The 14283-nt window shown below is 72.1% G+C and carries 11 protein-coding genes; 3 read left to right on the top strand and 8 right to left on the bottom strand.

The annotated features are described in order from the left end of the window. Window positions 1-49: 49 nt before the first annotated feature. The 5 genes from AC0665_RS34665 to AC0665_RS34645 all read right to left on the bottom strand — a co-directional run bounded on the left by AC0665_RS34665 (window position 50) and on the right by AC0665_RS34645 (window position 4852). Window positions 50-697 (bottom strand): SurA N-terminal domain-containing protein, encoded by a 648-nt coding sequence (locus AC0665_RS34665; protein ID WP_478509391.1) that lies wholly within the window; start codon window positions 695-697, stop codon window positions 50-52. Window positions 698-890: 193 nt separating this feature from the next. After that, window positions 891-2387, bottom strand: coding sequence for a protein kinase domain-containing protein (locus AC0665_RS34660; protein WP_478706568.1), 1497 nt, complete (start codon window positions 2385-2387; stop codon window positions 891-893). A 38-nt stretch (window positions 2388-2425) separates the two neighbouring features. Beyond that, window positions 2426-3058: a hypothetical protein gene (locus AC0665_RS34655; protein ID WP_478706537.1), complete on the bottom strand. Its 633-nt coding sequence runs from the start codon at window positions 3056-3058 to the stop codon at window positions 2426-2428. A gap of 207 nt (window positions 3059-3265) precedes the next feature. Further along, entirely contained in the window at window positions 3266-4009 is a 744-nt protein-coding gene (locus AC0665_RS34650) for an N-acetyltransferase (RefSeq protein ID WP_478609738.1), read from the bottom strand. Window positions 4010-4075: 66 nt separating this feature from the next. Then, window positions 4076-4852: an HNH endonuclease family protein gene (locus tag AC0665_RS34645; RefSeq protein WP_468636596.1), complete on the bottom strand. Its 777-nt coding sequence runs from the start codon at window positions 4850-4852 to the stop codon at window positions 4076-4078. Window positions 4853-5012: 160 nt separating this feature from the next. Between AC0665_RS34645 and AC0665_RS34640 the strand changes: the two genes are divergently transcribed. The 3 genes from AC0665_RS34640 (at window position 5013) to AC0665_RS34630 (ending at window position 6564) form a co-directional block, all read left to right on the top strand. Continuing rightward, window positions 5013-5198 (top strand): antitoxin, encoded by a 186-nt coding sequence (locus AC0665_RS34640; RefSeq protein WP_033312056.1) that lies wholly within the window; start codon window positions 5013-5015, stop codon window positions 5196-5198. 128 nt (window positions 5199-5326) lie between these two features. Next, on the top strand, window positions 5327-6112 hold the full coding sequence (locus tag AC0665_RS34635) for an SDR family NAD(P)-dependent oxidoreductase (protein ID WP_478706536.1): 786 nt from the start codon (window positions 5327-5329) through the stop codon (window positions 6110-6112). A 47-nt stretch (window positions 6113-6159) separates the two neighbouring features. Then, window positions 6160-6564 carry a MerR family transcriptional regulator gene (locus AC0665_RS34630; RefSeq protein ID WP_478609884.1) on the top strand — a complete coding sequence of 135 codons (405 nt, stop codon included), beginning with the start codon at window positions 6160-6162 and terminating at the stop codon, window positions 6562-6564. Window positions 6565-6891: 327 nt separating this feature from the next. On the opposite strand, the gene mfd is transcribed toward AC0665_RS34630, so the two are convergent. The 3 genes from mfd to AC0665_RS34615 form a co-directional block, all read right to left on the bottom strand. Beyond that, on the bottom strand, window positions 6892-10425 hold the full coding sequence (gene mfd / locus AC0665_RS34625) for a transcription-repair coupling factor (RefSeq protein WP_478706535.1): 3534 nt from the start codon (window positions 10423-10425) through the stop codon (window positions 6892-6894). 278 nt (window positions 10426-10703) lie between these two features. Next, the gene (locus tag AC0665_RS34620; RefSeq protein WP_478609730.1) at window positions 10704-13283 is read right to left on the bottom strand and encodes an ABC transporter permease; all 2580 of its coding nucleotides are present in this window, start codon (window positions 13281-13283) and stop codon (window positions 10704-10706) included. Continuing rightward, window positions 13280-14068, bottom strand: a complete 789-nt coding sequence (locus AC0665_RS34615; RefSeq protein ID WP_361303535.1) for an ABC transporter ATP-binding protein — start codon at window positions 14066-14068, stop codon at window positions 13280-13282. Before AC0665_RS34615 ends, AC0665_RS34620 begins: the two co-directional genes overlap by 4 nt. Window positions 14069-14283: the final 215 nt, after the last annotated feature.

Here is a 14283-nt window from a genome sequence, read left to right as displayed (position 1 = left end):
GGGGGCAGCGGGGGGTGCCCACGGCGGGGAATCGGGGGGTGAGGGCGTTCTACAGGCCCTGCTGGGTCTGGGCCGTCGTGACGTCCCGGACCCAGGGTGTCTTGGCGTCGGCCCGGCTGCTCTTCTGGACGTCCCAGGTGCCGTAGCGCGGGTTGAGGTCGACGTCGAGGTTCCTGGAGGCGTCGGAGAGGGCCTTCCAGAACTCGGGGCGGTCGGTGCTCGTGCCGAGCTTCTCGGCGAGCTTCTGGGCCTCCAGCTGGAGGCGGAGGTTCTCCTCGAGGCGCCGCGGCGGGATGCCGTACTGCTGCAGCCAGGTCGTCTCCAGCGCCTTGGCGCCGCCGGCCTGCTGTTCGAGGCCGGAGCGCATCTGCTGGACCTCCTTGCGGGAGACGGTGACCCCGGCGTCCTCGGCGGCACGGTGCAGCACCCGGTCCAGGACCATGGTGTGCAGGGTGTCGCGGGTGAGGGTGCCGGTCCGGGCGATGGCCTGCTGGTACTGGGCCTCGTCCCGCACGGCGGCCCGCTGGGCCGCGCGGACCTCGCCGACCCTCTCGTCCAGCTGCGAGACGGTGATCCGCTGGCCTCCCACCACGGCCGCCGCGCCGGGATGCGCGTCGTTCCCGCAGGCGGTGAGAAGGGGTGCCGCTGCGGCGATCGCGGCGGTGAGGACGAGCGCGGTGCGACGGCGGCGGTGCAAGAAGACCTCCCGAGGAGATTGCAACGACAGGTGCGGCGCGCGGCGCCTCCACCAGGGGTGGTGGTCGGGCGACGGGCGGGCGCACAAGGTCTTGCGATGATCGATGGTAGGTAGTGGGCAAGCTCTGGCCAACCCATTCGACCAACGATTCACCGGGACTTCCGGCACCGCCGCGCCGCCCCCGGACCGGTCCTCAGCCCCGCACCTGCCCCAGCCACTGCAGCGTCCGGCGGATCTCCGCCCCCAGCGGGTGGGCGTGACCGTGAGTGCGTTCGACGTCGTGCAGCAGCCGCGCCAGGGTGTCGTGGGCGGCACCGCGGTCGCCGAGGGCGAGCAGCAGGTGCCCGATGCGGCGGCGGACGTCGTGGGCCAGCTCCGGGCCGCCGGCCGCGACGTACTGGTTCTCGTAGTACGGCAGCACCGCCCGGTACTCGGCGAGCGCCGCGGCCGGATCGCCCAGCTGTTCCAGGCATTGGGCGGCCTCGTAGCGGAAGCGCAGGGCCTGGGGGTCGGCCTGGCCGGCCTCGGCGGCGCGTTCCTCGGCGAGCCGGCGCAGCTCGGGCAGGGCGCGCCGGTACTGGCCGTCGTCCAGGAGCGTCGCCGCGTACTGCTTGCGCAGGGTGCGGACGACCGGGGAGTGCGCGCCGTGCTGCTCGGCCGCGGCGGGCAGGGTCGACCCGAGGATGTCGACGGCCTGGGTGACGCGGCCCTCGCCGAGGAGCCGCTTGACCTCGTCGACCGCGCGGGCGATGTCCGTCTTCCCCGCCGTGTCGCTGACGGCGGTGGCGGGCGTGGGCCGGGGCGCGGGGGTGCGCGCACGGTCCGGCCAGGGGGCGTGCGGGCGCAGGAACGGGCGGGTGGGGTCGAGGGCGGCTCCCGCGGGCGTCCCGCGCGCGGGCAGGAGCGGCTCCAGGTGCTCGTAGACCTCCTGCGCGGAGGCGGGGCGGTGCTGCGGGTCCTTGGCGAGCAGGCGCAGCACGAGCGCTTCCAGGGCCTCGGGAACCTCGGGGCGGATGCGGCGCACGGGCAGCGGGGGCTCGTACAGGTGCCGGTGCAGGACACCGAGCGCGGTGGAGCCGGAGAAGGGCACGTCGCCGCTGAGCAGTTCGTGCAGGACCACGCCGAGCGCGTACAGGTCGGTGTAGGGGCCGACCGCGCCGCCCATCGCCTGCTCCGGGGCCATGTAGGCGGGCGAGCCGATGGGGGTGCCGGTGTGGGTGAGGCGGGTGGTGTCCGTGTCCATGACGGAGGCGACGCCGAGGTCCAGGACGGTGACCGTGCCGTCCTGCTTCACCATCACGTTGCGCGGCTTGAGGTCGCGGTGGACGATCGGCACGGCGTGCACGGCGCTCAGCACGGCGCACAGCTGCGCGGCGACCGCGACCGCCCACTGCCAGGGGTACGGGTCGCACCCGGCCAGGTGTCCGGCGAGGTCGGCGCCGTCGATGTACTGCATGACGAGGAACAGCTCCTCGCCCTCACTGCCCGCGTCGTGCACGGTGACCAGGCCGGGGTGGTCCACCTGCGCGGTCACCCGGCACTCGCGCACGAAACGGCGGCGCAGCTCCTCCGCGTCCTGCCCGGCCACCTTGTCGGGGCGCAGCAGCTTCACCGCCACGCGCCGGTCCAGCCGCTGGTCGTACGCCGTCCAGACCTGGCCCATGCCGCCCTGCCCGAGGACGGCGGACAGTTCGTAGCGGCCGGCGACGATCCGTCCTGCCGCCGCGGTCACCTTCCGCCCTCGTGGCCGCCGTCGCTGTCGCCTTCGTGCCGGCGCAGGTAGTCGCTCAGCTCGTCGAGCTCGGCACGGACCTGGTCGATGCGGGCGGGGGCGGGGGGCTGCGGGGAGGGGGGCGGCTGCATCGGGCCCGGGACCCGGGGTGTGGCGTCGTGGGGCACGGGGGTGTGAGGCGGGGTCGCCGGGTGCGCCGGGACGGGCGTGGAGTTCGGCGCGTAGGGCGGCGCGGAGTGCGGGTAGCCGTACGGGGTGTGCACGACGGTGGGTGCGTGGGGCGGGGCGTAACCGGCGGCCTGCCGCCGCTCGCCGTGGTGGGCGATGTCCACGACGAGGAAGTAGACGGCGGCACCCACCCCGAGCAGCAGGATCAGGGCGAGCGCGACGTCGGTGCGGCGGTCGTCCTCCGGCAGCGAGCCGATCACGGCGAAGCCCGCGATGGACAGCGGCAGACTCACCCACGCCAGCGCCCAGTCGAGGGCCCGTCCGCGCAGGACGGCCACCCGGAACAGCGGTACGCAGGCCAGCACACCGCAGGTGAGGAAACCGGCGGCGGCGAACAGCACGCGCAGGGAGATGACCGTTGCCGCGCTGCGGGGAGGCGGTGCCGCGCCGTGGCCGTACATGACTGCTCCTGGAACGGTGTGGCCGATGGGGACGGACGTGGGAATGACGAACCCTGTTGGGGAATCCGAGCGTATAGCCCGACACGGACCACCGGTCACGGGTTGTACCGAACCGTTGTCATGCTGATCACTTCGTGTGTGCGGACCTTTTCCGACCGGTCGACGGTTCCGCCGTCCGTCACCGCCGCCGGGGGCGTCCGTCACGCCCTACAGGGGGTGCCGCATCCACACGTTGGGCTCGACGTAGACCGCGTAGCCGCGCTCCGCCTCGCAGCGCACCGGGACGAGTGCGCCCGGGACCTCGACGTCGCCGTCCGTGTCGAAGGGCAGGCCCGTCCAGCGCCGCCAGTCCGCGAGCGGGGCGGACACCGTCATCGACGCCGGCGCCACCGAGTCGATGGTGGCGCCGGCCCTGGCGTGGACGCGCAGCCACGGGTCCTGGGGCAGGCCGTCGGGGCGGACGCGGTGGGCGTACTCCTCCATGGGCGTATGCGGTTCAAGATGCTTGGCGTTGGGGCGGACCGGGGCGACGACCTCGCGGAAGCCGTGGGCCCGGGCGTTGTCGCGCATGGCCGAGAGCATCACCCCGGACAGGCCGCGGCCCTGCGCGTGCGGGGCGACGGAGACCGAGACGGCGCTGACGGTGTCGGGCCGCACTCCGCGCCGCAGGTCGGAGAAGGCCCATACGAGCACCGCGTCCCAGCCGTTGGCGGGCAGCCCGCCGCGGTGCTCGGCGCCGAGGGCGAACGGCACGCTGTAGGCGTTCGCCACGATCTCGCCCTGCTCGTCCTCGGCGAACAGGACGTACTGCGGGAGTTCGGCGGCGATCCGCGGGAAGTGGGCGGCGCCCACGAGGTCCTGGATCACGAACTCCGGCCAGCTGTCGGCCATGGCGACGACCCGCTCCAGCATGTCCGGGCGGTCGGCGAGGCTCGCTATCTTCGGCTGCATGTGATCACCGTAGGCACAGGGGCGGCGACCCGGAACCGAATTACGTCAGCAGGCGGGGCCGGGGCCCTACCCGCCGCACTGTTCGAGCATCGTCTCCTTGTCGGCGGCGGTCACGGGCAGTTCGTACTTCAGGGACACCTGGGCGAAGCGCACCGCGTAGGAGCAGCGGATCCGCTTGTTCGGCGGCAGCCAGGACGCGGGGCCGGAGTCCCCCTTGGAGCCGTTGGTGGGTCCGTCCACCGGCACCAGGTTGAGCGGGTCGTTGGCGATGGACTCCCGCTTGTCCTTCGTCCAGCGCGAGGCGCCCATCTGCCAGTCGTACGACAGCGGCATGACGTGGTCTATCTGGACCTTGATCGCATGGGACTTGGTCCACTCGATGACCTTGCCGGTGTACGGGTCGTGCAGCGTCAGCGCGGTGACGACGCAGTCGGATCCCGACCGGAAGCGCAGGTCCTCCCCGTCGCGCTTCAGGAGGTCGTTGCGCGAGTCGCAGCCGTTGCGGGAGAAGGGGACGTCGCGTGGTGCCGAATCCATCCAGGCGTAGCCGAACTTGTCCCGTTCGTAACCCGTCCTGGGGCCGCGTCCCTTCGTCGCCACCTTCTCGATGAGGGCGCGCGCCCTCTCCTTGTCCGCGCCGGACGTGATGGCCGCGAGCCCCGGCTTCGTGCCGTCCGGGTTGTCCAGCGGGTTCACGGCCCGTCCGTCACCGGCGGCCGGGACGCCGGAACCGGAGGGCCCGCCGCTGTCGGCGGGCGGGGTCAGACCCTCGCAGCCGGCCAGCGCCGAACCGGTGAACACCATGGCGACGGCCAGTGCCGCCCCGCCCCTCAGACGCGTCACCGCGCCCCTCCTCTGTTTGCCTGTTCCGCTCCGGCACGGGCGGCCCGTGCCCGGTCCCACGGTAGCGAGGAAGAGGTTCAGACCACATGGGGCCTCAAGGCGCATTCTTCGCATCCCACGCGTATCGTCGGTCCTGAGTCACCTCCGGAGGGAGCTTTGCATGGGCATCTTCGACAAGTTCAAGAGCCAGGCGCGGAACAAGGGCAAGCAAGGCTCTGACACCGCGGAACAGCGGATCAACGAGAGGACCGGCGGAAAGTACGAGGACCAGGTCGACTCCGGCCAGCAGCGCGTCGAGGGCTCGCTGGGCATGGACCGCGACCGCGACCGGCCCGAACAGCAGTAGGGCCGCCCCTTCCAGGCCGTCCGCGGAGACACGGACCCCTCTCGCGCGGGCGGCTCCCCTGTGCGCCCCGGGCGCGGTGGGCGGCCCGCTTGACCTTGACACCGGCGTCAGGGTCGGACGATCCCCGTATGACGTTCCCGCAACCGAAGAACGGTCGGCGCACCGCGCCCACGACCCCGCGCACCGCGCTCGTCACCGGCGCCGGCTCCGGCATCGGCCGGGCCACCGCCCGCGCGTTCGCCGACGAGGGCGCGCACGTGGTGGCGGTGGGCCGCCGCGAGGCCCCCCTGGTCGAGACCGCCGCTCACGCCCCGTCCCGCATCAGCGTGCTCGCCGCCGACATCACGGCCGACGGCGGCCCCGAGACCGTCGTCCGCACCGCGCTCGAACGGCACGGCCGTATCGACGTGCTGGTGAACAACGCCGGGATCGTCACCCCCCGGTCGCTGCGCACCTATACGCGCGCCGACGCCGGACCTCTGCTCGCGACGAACCTCCTCGCCCCCGTCCTGCTCACCCAGGCCGCGCTGCCGGCGCTGGAGGACAGCCGGGGTGTCGTCGTGAACGTGACGACGGCGGTGGGGCAGCGCGGCTGGCCCGGCAACTCCCTCTACGCGGGCGCGAAGGCGGCTCTGGAGGTGCTCACCCGCAGTTGGGCGGTGGAACTCGCGCCGCTCGGGATCCGGGTCGCCGCCGTGGCCCCGGGCGCGATCGACACCCCCATCGGCGAACACGCGGGCCACACTCCCGAACAGCGGGCCGCGATCCGGGCATGGCAGCTCGACCACACGCCGCTCGGCCGGGTCGGCCGCCCCGAGGAGGTGGCGTGGGCGATCGCCCGACTGGCCTCGCCGCGGGCCTCGTTCATCACGGGTGTGATCCTGCCGGTGGACGGCGGCGCGCTCGTCACATGAGACTGACGCGCATGGCACCACCACGTCCGCGCAGTGCGGAGCCGCGGATGCGGATCGGCGAACTCGCCGCGGCGACCGGCACGACACCGCGTGCCCTGCGCCACTACGAGCAGGCGGGGCTCATCACCTCCGAGCGGGCCGCGAACGGCTACCGCCTCTACGACGCCGGTGCGGCCGTACGCGTCCGCAACATCCGGCAGTTGCTCGATGTGGGGCTGACGCTCGACGACGCCCAGGTGTTCCTGCCGTGCCTGGACGGCGATGTCACGGCCGGAGCCGCCTCCGAGAAGGGACTGCGGGTGGCGGCCGACCGTCTCGCGGTGCTGGAGGCCCGGATCGCGGCGCAGATCGCGATCCGGGACCGGCTGGCGACGGCACTGCGCCAGGCCCGCACCAGCACCCACACTCCCCGGACGGCCCCCTACCGCCCCCACGGCCAGCCGGCGACCTGACGAAGCTTCAGCACACTGGAGGCGGCCAGCCCTGCCCGGTCCGGGCGGGGCTAGGCGTCGACCCTGGCAGGCCGTGGTGCCGGCATCCCCGGACGCGGCATCAGCACCGCCCCGGCCAGGGCGGGGCTGCCCGGCTGCGGCGTCGGTACTGGCCGGACGCGACTCCAGCACCGCCCGGACACGGTGTCGGCCCCGCCCGGACGCGACTTCAGCACCGCCCGGCCCCCGGCTTCAGCCCTGCCCGGACGCGGCATCAGCACCGCCCGGCCGGGGCGTCGGCACCGGCCCGCCCGGCCCCGGTATCGACACCGCCCCCGCTCCCACGCCTCACGACCCCAGTACCGACGTCAGGAACTCCCCGACCCACGCCAGCAGTTCGCGTCCGACCAGCGGCTTGCCGCCCACCTTCGCGGTCTTCGGGCGCGGCACCAGCACCTGGTGCGCCGCCGGCTTGATGACGCAACCGGGGTACAGCCGCTTGAGCCGCAGCTCCTGCGACTCGCGCAGTTCCACCGGTGCGAACCGGATGTTGGTGCCCTGGAGCACGATCTCGCCGACGCCGCACGCCCGCGCGAACATCCGCAGGCCCGCGACGAGCAGCAGGTTCTCCACCGGCTCGGGCAACTTGCCGTACCGGTCGACGAGTTCCTCGCGGACGGCCTTGATGTCCTCCTCCGAGTTGGCGGAGGCGATGGCGCGGTAGGCCTGGAGACGCAGCCGCTCGCCGGGCGCGTAGTCGTGCGGGACGTGCGCGTCGACGGGCAGCTCGATCTTGACCTCGAGCGGCGGCTCCTCCTCGATCTCGCCGGTCTCCAGCTGGCGCCGGTAGTCCGCGACGGCCTCGCCGACCATGCGCACGTACAGGTCGAAGCCGACACCCGCGATGTGACCCGACTGCTCGCCGCCGAGGAGGTTGCCCGCGCCGCGGATCTCCAGGTCCTTCATGGCGACGTACATGCCGGCGCCCATCTCGGTGTGCTGGGCGATCGTCGCGAGCCGCTCGTGCGCGGTCTCGGTCAGCGGCTTCTCGGGCGGGTAGAGGAAGTAGGCGTAACCGCGCTCGCGGCCACGGCCCACCCGGCCGCGCAGCTGGTGGAGCTGGCTGAGGCCGAAGTTGTCGCCGCGCTCCACGATCAGGGTGTTGGCGTTGGAGATGTCGATGCCGGACTCCACGATCGTCGTGGACACCAGCACGTCGAACTTCTTCTCCCAGAAGTCGACGACGACCTGTTCCAGCGCCGACTCGGACATCTGCCCGTGGGCGGTGGCGATGCGCGCCTCGGGGACGATCTCGCGCAGCCGGGCCGCCGCGCGGTCGATCGACTCGACGCGGTTGTGGATGTAGAAGACCTGGCCCTCGCGCAGCAGTTCACGGCGGATGGCGGCGCCGATCTGCTTCTGCTCGTAGGGGCCGACGAAGGTGAGCACCGGGTGGCGCTCCTCCGGCGGGGTGGTGATGGTCGACATCTCGCGGATGCCGGTGACCGCCATCTCCAGCGTCCTGGGGATCGGGGTCGCGGACATGGTGAGCACGTCGACGTTGGCGCGCAGCTTCTTCAGCTGCTCCTTGTGCTCGACGCCGAAGCGCTGCTCCTCGTCGACGATGACCAGGCCCAGGTCCTTGAACTTGGTCTCGGAGGAGAACAGGCGGTGGGTGCCGATGACGACGTCCACCGAGCCCTCGCGCAGCCCCTCCAGCGTCGCCTTCGCCTCCGTGTCGGTCTGGAAGCGGGAGAGCGCCTTCACGTTCACCGGGAACTGCGCGTACCGCTCGCTGAACGTCCCGAAGTGCTGCTGCACCAGCAGGGTCGTGGGCACGAGGACCGCGACCTGCTTGCCGTCCTGGACGGCCTTGAAGGCGGCCCGGACCGCGATCTCGGTCTTGCCGTAGCCGACGTCGCCGCAGATCAGGCGGTCCATCGGGACCGTCTTCTCCATGTCCTCCTTGACCTCGGCGATGGTGGTGAGCTGATCGGGCGTCTCCGCGTAGGGGAAGGCGTCCTCCAGCTCCCGCTGCCAGGGGGTGTCCGCGCCGAAGGCGTGCCCAGGGGCCGCCATGCGGGCGCTGTAGAGCTTGATGAGGTCGGCGGCGATCTCCTTGACGGCCTTCTTCGCGCGGGCCTTCGTCTTCGTCCAGTCGGCGCCGCCCAGGCGGTGCAGGGTGGGCGCCTCGCCGCCGACGTACTTGGTGATCTGCTCCAGCTGGTCGGTGGGGATGTAGAGCCGGTCGCCGGGCTGGCCGCGCTTGGCGGGGGCGTACTCCACGACCAGGTACTCGCGGGTCGCGCCCTGCACGGTGCGCTGCACCATCTCGATGTAGCGGCCCACGCCGTGCTGCTCGTGGACGATGTAGTCGCCCGCCTCCAGGGTGAGCGGGTCGATGGTCTTGCGGCGGCGGGCCGGCATGCGGGCGCCTTCGCGGCCGGACGCCTTCTGACCGGAGAGGTCCGTCTCGGTGAGGACGGCGAGCCCGAGGGCCGGGTCGACGAAGCCGTGCTCGATCGAGCCGCACGCCACGTGCACGACCGACGGGGAGATCTCGCCGAGGTCCCCCTCGAGGCGGGCGGCGATGCCCTCGCCGCCCAGCACCTCGACGGTACGGGCCGCGGGGCCGTGGGCCTCGGTGACGAACACCGTGCGCCAGCCGTCGGCGAGCCAGCCCTTGGTGTCGGCGAGGGCCTTGGCGGTGTCGCCCCGGTAGGACTCCGGGGCGTGCATGCCGAGCTTCAGGGTGTCCCCGTCGAGCTCCTCGTCCGCGGCGAACGGCGACACCGACCACCACATCATGTCCAGCTCGCGGGCCCGGTCCCGGACGTCCGCGATGGACCACAGGGAGGCCGCGCCGACGTCGATGGGGGCCTCGCCGCCCCCGGCGGTGGCCGCCCAGGAGGCCTGGAGGAACTCCTGTGAGGTGGCCACCAGGTCGGACGCGCGCGTGCGGACCCGCTCCGGGTCGCACACCACGGCCATGGCGCCCTTGGGCAGCACGTCCAGCAGCAGCTCCATGTCGTCGACGAGGACCGGCGCGAGGGACTCCATGCCCTCCACGGCGATGCCCTCGGCGATCTTGCCGAGCAGTTCACCGAGCTCGGGATGCTGTTCGGCGAGGACACGCGCCCGCTCGCGGACGTCCTCGGTGAGCAGCAGCTCGCGGCAGGGCGGCGCCCACAGGCCGTGCTCGGCGACTTCGAGGGAGCGCTGGTCCGCGACCTTGAAGTAGCGGATCTCCTCGACGTCGTCGCCCCAGAACTCGACGCGCAGCGGATGTTCCTCGGTCGGCGGGAACACGTCGAGGATGCCGCCGCGCACGGCGAACTCGCCGCGCTTCTCGACGAGCTCCACCCGCGCGTAGGCGGCGGCCGCGAGGGCTTCGACGACCTCGCCGAGGTCGGTGGTCTGCCCGCTTCTCAGGGAGACCGGCTCCAGGTCGCCGAGGCCCTTGACCTGCGGCTGGAGCACGGATCTGACGGGTGCCACGACGACCGAGACGGGTCCGGTCTCGGGGTCGTCGGGGCGGGGGTGGGCCAGGCGGCGCAGCACGGCCAGGCGGCGGCCGACGGTGTCGCTGCGCGGGCTGAGCCGCTCGTGCGGGAGCGTCTCCCACGACGGGTACTCCACGACCCCCTCCGGCGGGAGCAGGGAGCGCAGGGCGGCGGCGAGGTCCTCGGCCTCGCGGCCCGTCGCCGTGACCGCGAGCACCGGGCGGCCCGTGTCCCGGGCCAGGGCCGCGACGGCGAAGGGGCGGGCGGCGGGCGGGCCGACCAGGTCGACGTGCATGCGGTTGCCGTCGGCGGCCGCCCTGATCGCTTCCGCGAGGGCGGCGTCCTTACTGACGGCGTCGAGCAGACCGTGCAGGCTCATTCGGGCTTTTTCCGTCCAGGGGGGTGGGCAACACGACGGGCCCGACGCGCGCCGCGGGCCGGGGGGTCTCCAGCGTACGACGCTGCGCGGCCGGGCGCCGGGGGCTGTGGACGACCGGGGGGCCGCGAACGCGCCGGTGCGGGGTTTCGGCGGCGAGGCCGAGACCCCGCCGCGCACAGCACCCGGCGCCGGGAGGTCCAGGATCTGGACTTCCCGGCGCCGGGTTCCCCGCAACCCCCGTGTGCGGTGGCTCGAGAGCCGGAGCGGCCGGCGGCCGGCTACTCCGTCGCGATGGCGTTGAGGACGTTCATCCGGCCCGCCCGGAACGCCGGGACCAGTGCCGCGAACAGGCCCACGAACGCCGAGCTGATGAAGACGCCGATGATCGTCGGCCAGGGGATGTCGAGGACTCCCATGCCCTCCAGGGCGAGCAGCTGCTGTGCCGTGGCGCCCCAGCCCATGCCCAGTCCGAGACCCAGCAGGGCACCGAAGAGGGCGATGACGACCGACTCCATGCGGATCATGCGGCGCAGCTGGCGGCGGGAGAGGCCGATCGCCCGCATCAGGCCGATCTCCCTGGTGCGCTCCACCACCGACAGGGCCAGCGTGTTCACCACACCCAGGATGGCGACGATGATCGCCAGGGCCAGCAGGCCGTAGATCATGTTGAGCAGCTGGCCGATCTGGTCCTTCAGGGCGTCCTTGTAGTCGGTCTGGTCGCGCACGATGTACTGCGGGTAGTCGTGCAGCGCCGACTTCAGGGCCGTGTAGGCGGCGTCCTGCCGTCCGTCCTCGGCGCTGGCGAAGACCAGCGAGTCCAGCGGCATCTTGTCGGCCGGGACGTACTTGGCCAGGGTCGCGATGGACGTGTACATCGAGCCCGCGTCGATCACGACGTCGCTGCTGGTGATCGCCCGGACGGTGAGGTCGGCCGCGGAGCCGTCCTTGAAGGCCACCTTGATCTTGGAGCCGAGGCGGATGCCGTGGTCCTCGGCGAACTTCTCGTGGACCGACATCGAGTCGGGCTTGTAGGCGTCGGGGAGCTTGCCGGCGACGGTCTCGGTGCGCAGGTCGGTCGCGTACGTCGGGTCGGCGGCCGTGATCGACGTGTCCTTGAGCGTCTTGCCGTCAGGGGTGGTGAGGTCGGCCCGGGCCGACTTGTACTCGGTGACGTGCGCCAGGCCCGGCGACGACTTCACGGCCTGGACCGCCTGCGGGGTGATCAGCTGGCTCCGGTCGGACTGGATGATGAAGTCCGTGCCGACGGTCTTGTCGAGCTGGTCGGTGGCGGAGGCCACCATGGAGGAGCCGACCACGGACAGGCACGCCACCAGGGCGAGGCCGATCATCAGCGCGGCTCCGGTCGCGCCGGTGCGGCGCGGGTTGCGCAGGGCGTTGCGCTCGGCCATGCGGCCGACGGGGCCGAACATGCGCAGCAGCACGGCGCCCAGGACGCGGACCACGGCGCCGGCCAGCAGCGGGCCGATGACGACGAAGCCGATCAGCGACAGCACGATGCCGAGGCCGAGCCACAGGGAGCCCTCCTTGGCCTGGTCGGCCGCCGACGCGAGGTAGAGGGCGAAGCCGCCCGTCCCGGTGAGGACCGTGCCGAGCGCGGCGCGGATCCAGCCGGCCTTGGCGTCCGCGGGGGCTCCCGCGTCGCGCAGGGCGGCCATCGGGGAGATCTTGCCGGCGCGCCGGGCGGGCAGGTAGGCGGCCAGCACGGTGACGATCACGCCGAGGACCAGGCCGACCACCGGGGTCGTCCAGGCCACCGTGAGGTCGTCGGTGGACAGTTCCATGCCCATCTGGCCCATGAGCTTCATCAGGCCGACGGCGAGGCCGACTCCCGCGCCGACGCCGAGCACCGAGCCGACGACGCCGAGCAGCAGCGCCTCGGCGAGCACGGAGCGGTTGACCTGCTTGCGGGAGGAGCCGATGGCCCGCATCAGGCCGATCTCCCGGGTGCGCTGGGCGACCAGCATGGAGAAGGTGTTGATGATCAGGAAGATGCCGACGAGGAAGGCGATCCCGGCGAAGCCGAGCATCGCGTACTTCATGACGTTCATGAAGCCCTCGACGTCCTTCTGGTTGGCGTCGGCGGTCTCCTTGGCCGTCTGCACCTGGTAGGCGCCGCCGAGTTCGGCCGTGACGTTCTTCTTCAGCTGCGCGTCGCTGACGCCGGCGGCCGCGGTGACGTTGACGTTGGTGTAGACGCCGCTCTCGCCGACCAGGGTCTTCTGGGCGGTCCTGGTGTCGAGGTAGAAGATCGCGGCGCCGGGGTTGGTGACGGTGAAGTCGGCGACGCCGGAGATCTTCGCGGTGTGGGTGCCGATGGCGCTGATCACGCCGATCTCGTCGCCGAGCTTCAGGTCGTGCTTGTCGGCGGTGTCGGCGTCGACCATGATCTGGCCGGCGTTCTTGGGGGCCGCACCGGAGGTGATCTTCATGGTGCGTGCGTCGTTGGTGTTCCAGCTGCCGACGATGGTCGGGCCGCCGCTGGTGGGCGAGAGGCTGTCCTTGTCGGCGTCGACGACGGTCACCGAGGTGGAGAACACCGTGCCCTCGGCGGACTTCACGCCCTGGGCCTTGCGGACCTCGCCCAGTACGGAGGCCGGCATCACCGGCGGCCTGCCGTTGTCCGCGGTCGTCTCGCCGCTGTCGGAGGCGCCCTTGGCGCTCACCGTCACGTCCGAGGAGGTGGCCGCGAAGAGCTTGTCGAAGGTGGTGGACATGGTGTCCGTGAAGACGAGCGTGCCGCAGACGAAGGCCACCGACAGCAGGACGGCGACCGCGGAGAGCGCCATACGCCCCTTGTGCGCGAAGAAGTTGCGCATCGAGGTCTTCATGACGGTCATGACGTACGCCCCCGGGCGTCGAAGTCCTTCATGCGGTCGAGGACGGCCTCGGCGGTCGGCTTGAACATCTCGTCGACGATGCGGCCGTCGGCGAGGTACAGCACCCGGTCCGCGTAACTGGCGGCGACCGGGTCGTGGGTCACCATGACGATGGTCTGGCCCAGTTCGTCGACGGACCGGCGCAGGAAGCCCAGGACCTCCGCCCCGGCGCGGGAGTCGAGGTTTCCGGTCGGCTCGTCGCCGAAGATGATCTCGGGCCGGGCCGCCAGCGCCCGCGCCACGGCGACACGCTGCTGCTGGCCGCCGGAGAGCTGGGTGGGCCGGTGCTTGAGGCGGTCGGCGAGCCCGACGGTCTCCACGACCCGCGTCAGCCACTGCTGGTCGGGCTTGCGGCCCGCGATGTCCATGGGCAGCGTGATGTTCTCTATCGCGTTCAGCGTCGGCAGCAGGTTGAACGCCTGGAAGATGAACCCGATCCGGTCCCGGCGCAACCGTGTGAGCTTCTTGTCCTTCAGACCGGTGATCTCGGTCTCGTCGAGATAGATCTGGCCGCTCGTCACGGTGTCGAGCCCGGCGAGGCAGTGCATGAGCGTGGACTTGCCGGACCCCGAGGGGCCCATGATCGCGGTGAACTGGCCGCGTGCGATGTCCACGTCCACGTGATCGAGAGCGACGACACGGGTCTCCCCGGACCCGTACGCCTTCACGACCTGCCGCGCCCGCGCGGCAACGGCCGTACGCCCTCCAGTACCCCCGTGCCTGGGAATGGTCACAGCCGATGTCACGGTATGTCTCCTATATCGGTCAGCAGATGGTGAAGGCGGTCGCCTGATCGACCGCTGTCCGCCTCGCCGGACCTGCGATCCGTCCGGCGCGTGTTCAGTCTTCCGGTGGGGAGGGGTCCCGCGCCCTGGTGTTCAGCGCAGTCTTTTGCTGTGGAAAACCCCACCCCCGCCGGTGTGCGAACCGCCCCCCGGCGGCGTAAAGCCAGGTTAAGGAG

It is taken from the genome of Streptomyces sp. NPDC043685, assembly GCF_056436585.1.
This window is presented reverse-complemented; position numbering and strand designations above follow the sequence as displayed.

Coding starts and splice junctions, on each gene's coding strand:
- AC0665_RS34650 (WP_478609738.1), bottom strand. CDS start 4,009: ATGCAGCCGAAGATAGCGAGCCTCGCCGACCGCCCGGACATGCTGGAG.
- AC0665_RS34620 (WP_478609730.1), bottom strand. CDS start 13,283: ATGACCGTCATGAAGACCTCGATGCGCAACTTCTTCGCGCACAAGGGG.
- AC0665_RS34635 (WP_478706536.1), top strand. CDS start 5,327: ATGACGTTCCCGCAACCGAAGAACGGTCGGCGCACCGCGCCCACGACC.
- AC0665_RS34640 (WP_033312056.1), top strand. CDS start 5,013: ATGGGCATCTTCGACAAGTTCAAGAGCCAGGCGCGGAACAAGGGCAAG.
- mfd (WP_478706535.1), bottom strand. CDS start 10,425: ATGAGCCTGCACGGTCTGCTCGACGCCGTCAGTAAGGACGCCGCCCTC.
- AC0665_RS34655 (WP_478706537.1), bottom strand. CDS start 3,058: ATGTACGGCCACGGCGCGGCACCGCCTCCCCGCAGCGCGGCAACGGTC.
- AC0665_RS34630 (WP_478609884.1), top strand. CDS start 6,160: ATGCGGATCGGCGAACTCGCCGCGGCGACCGGCACGACACCGCGTGCC.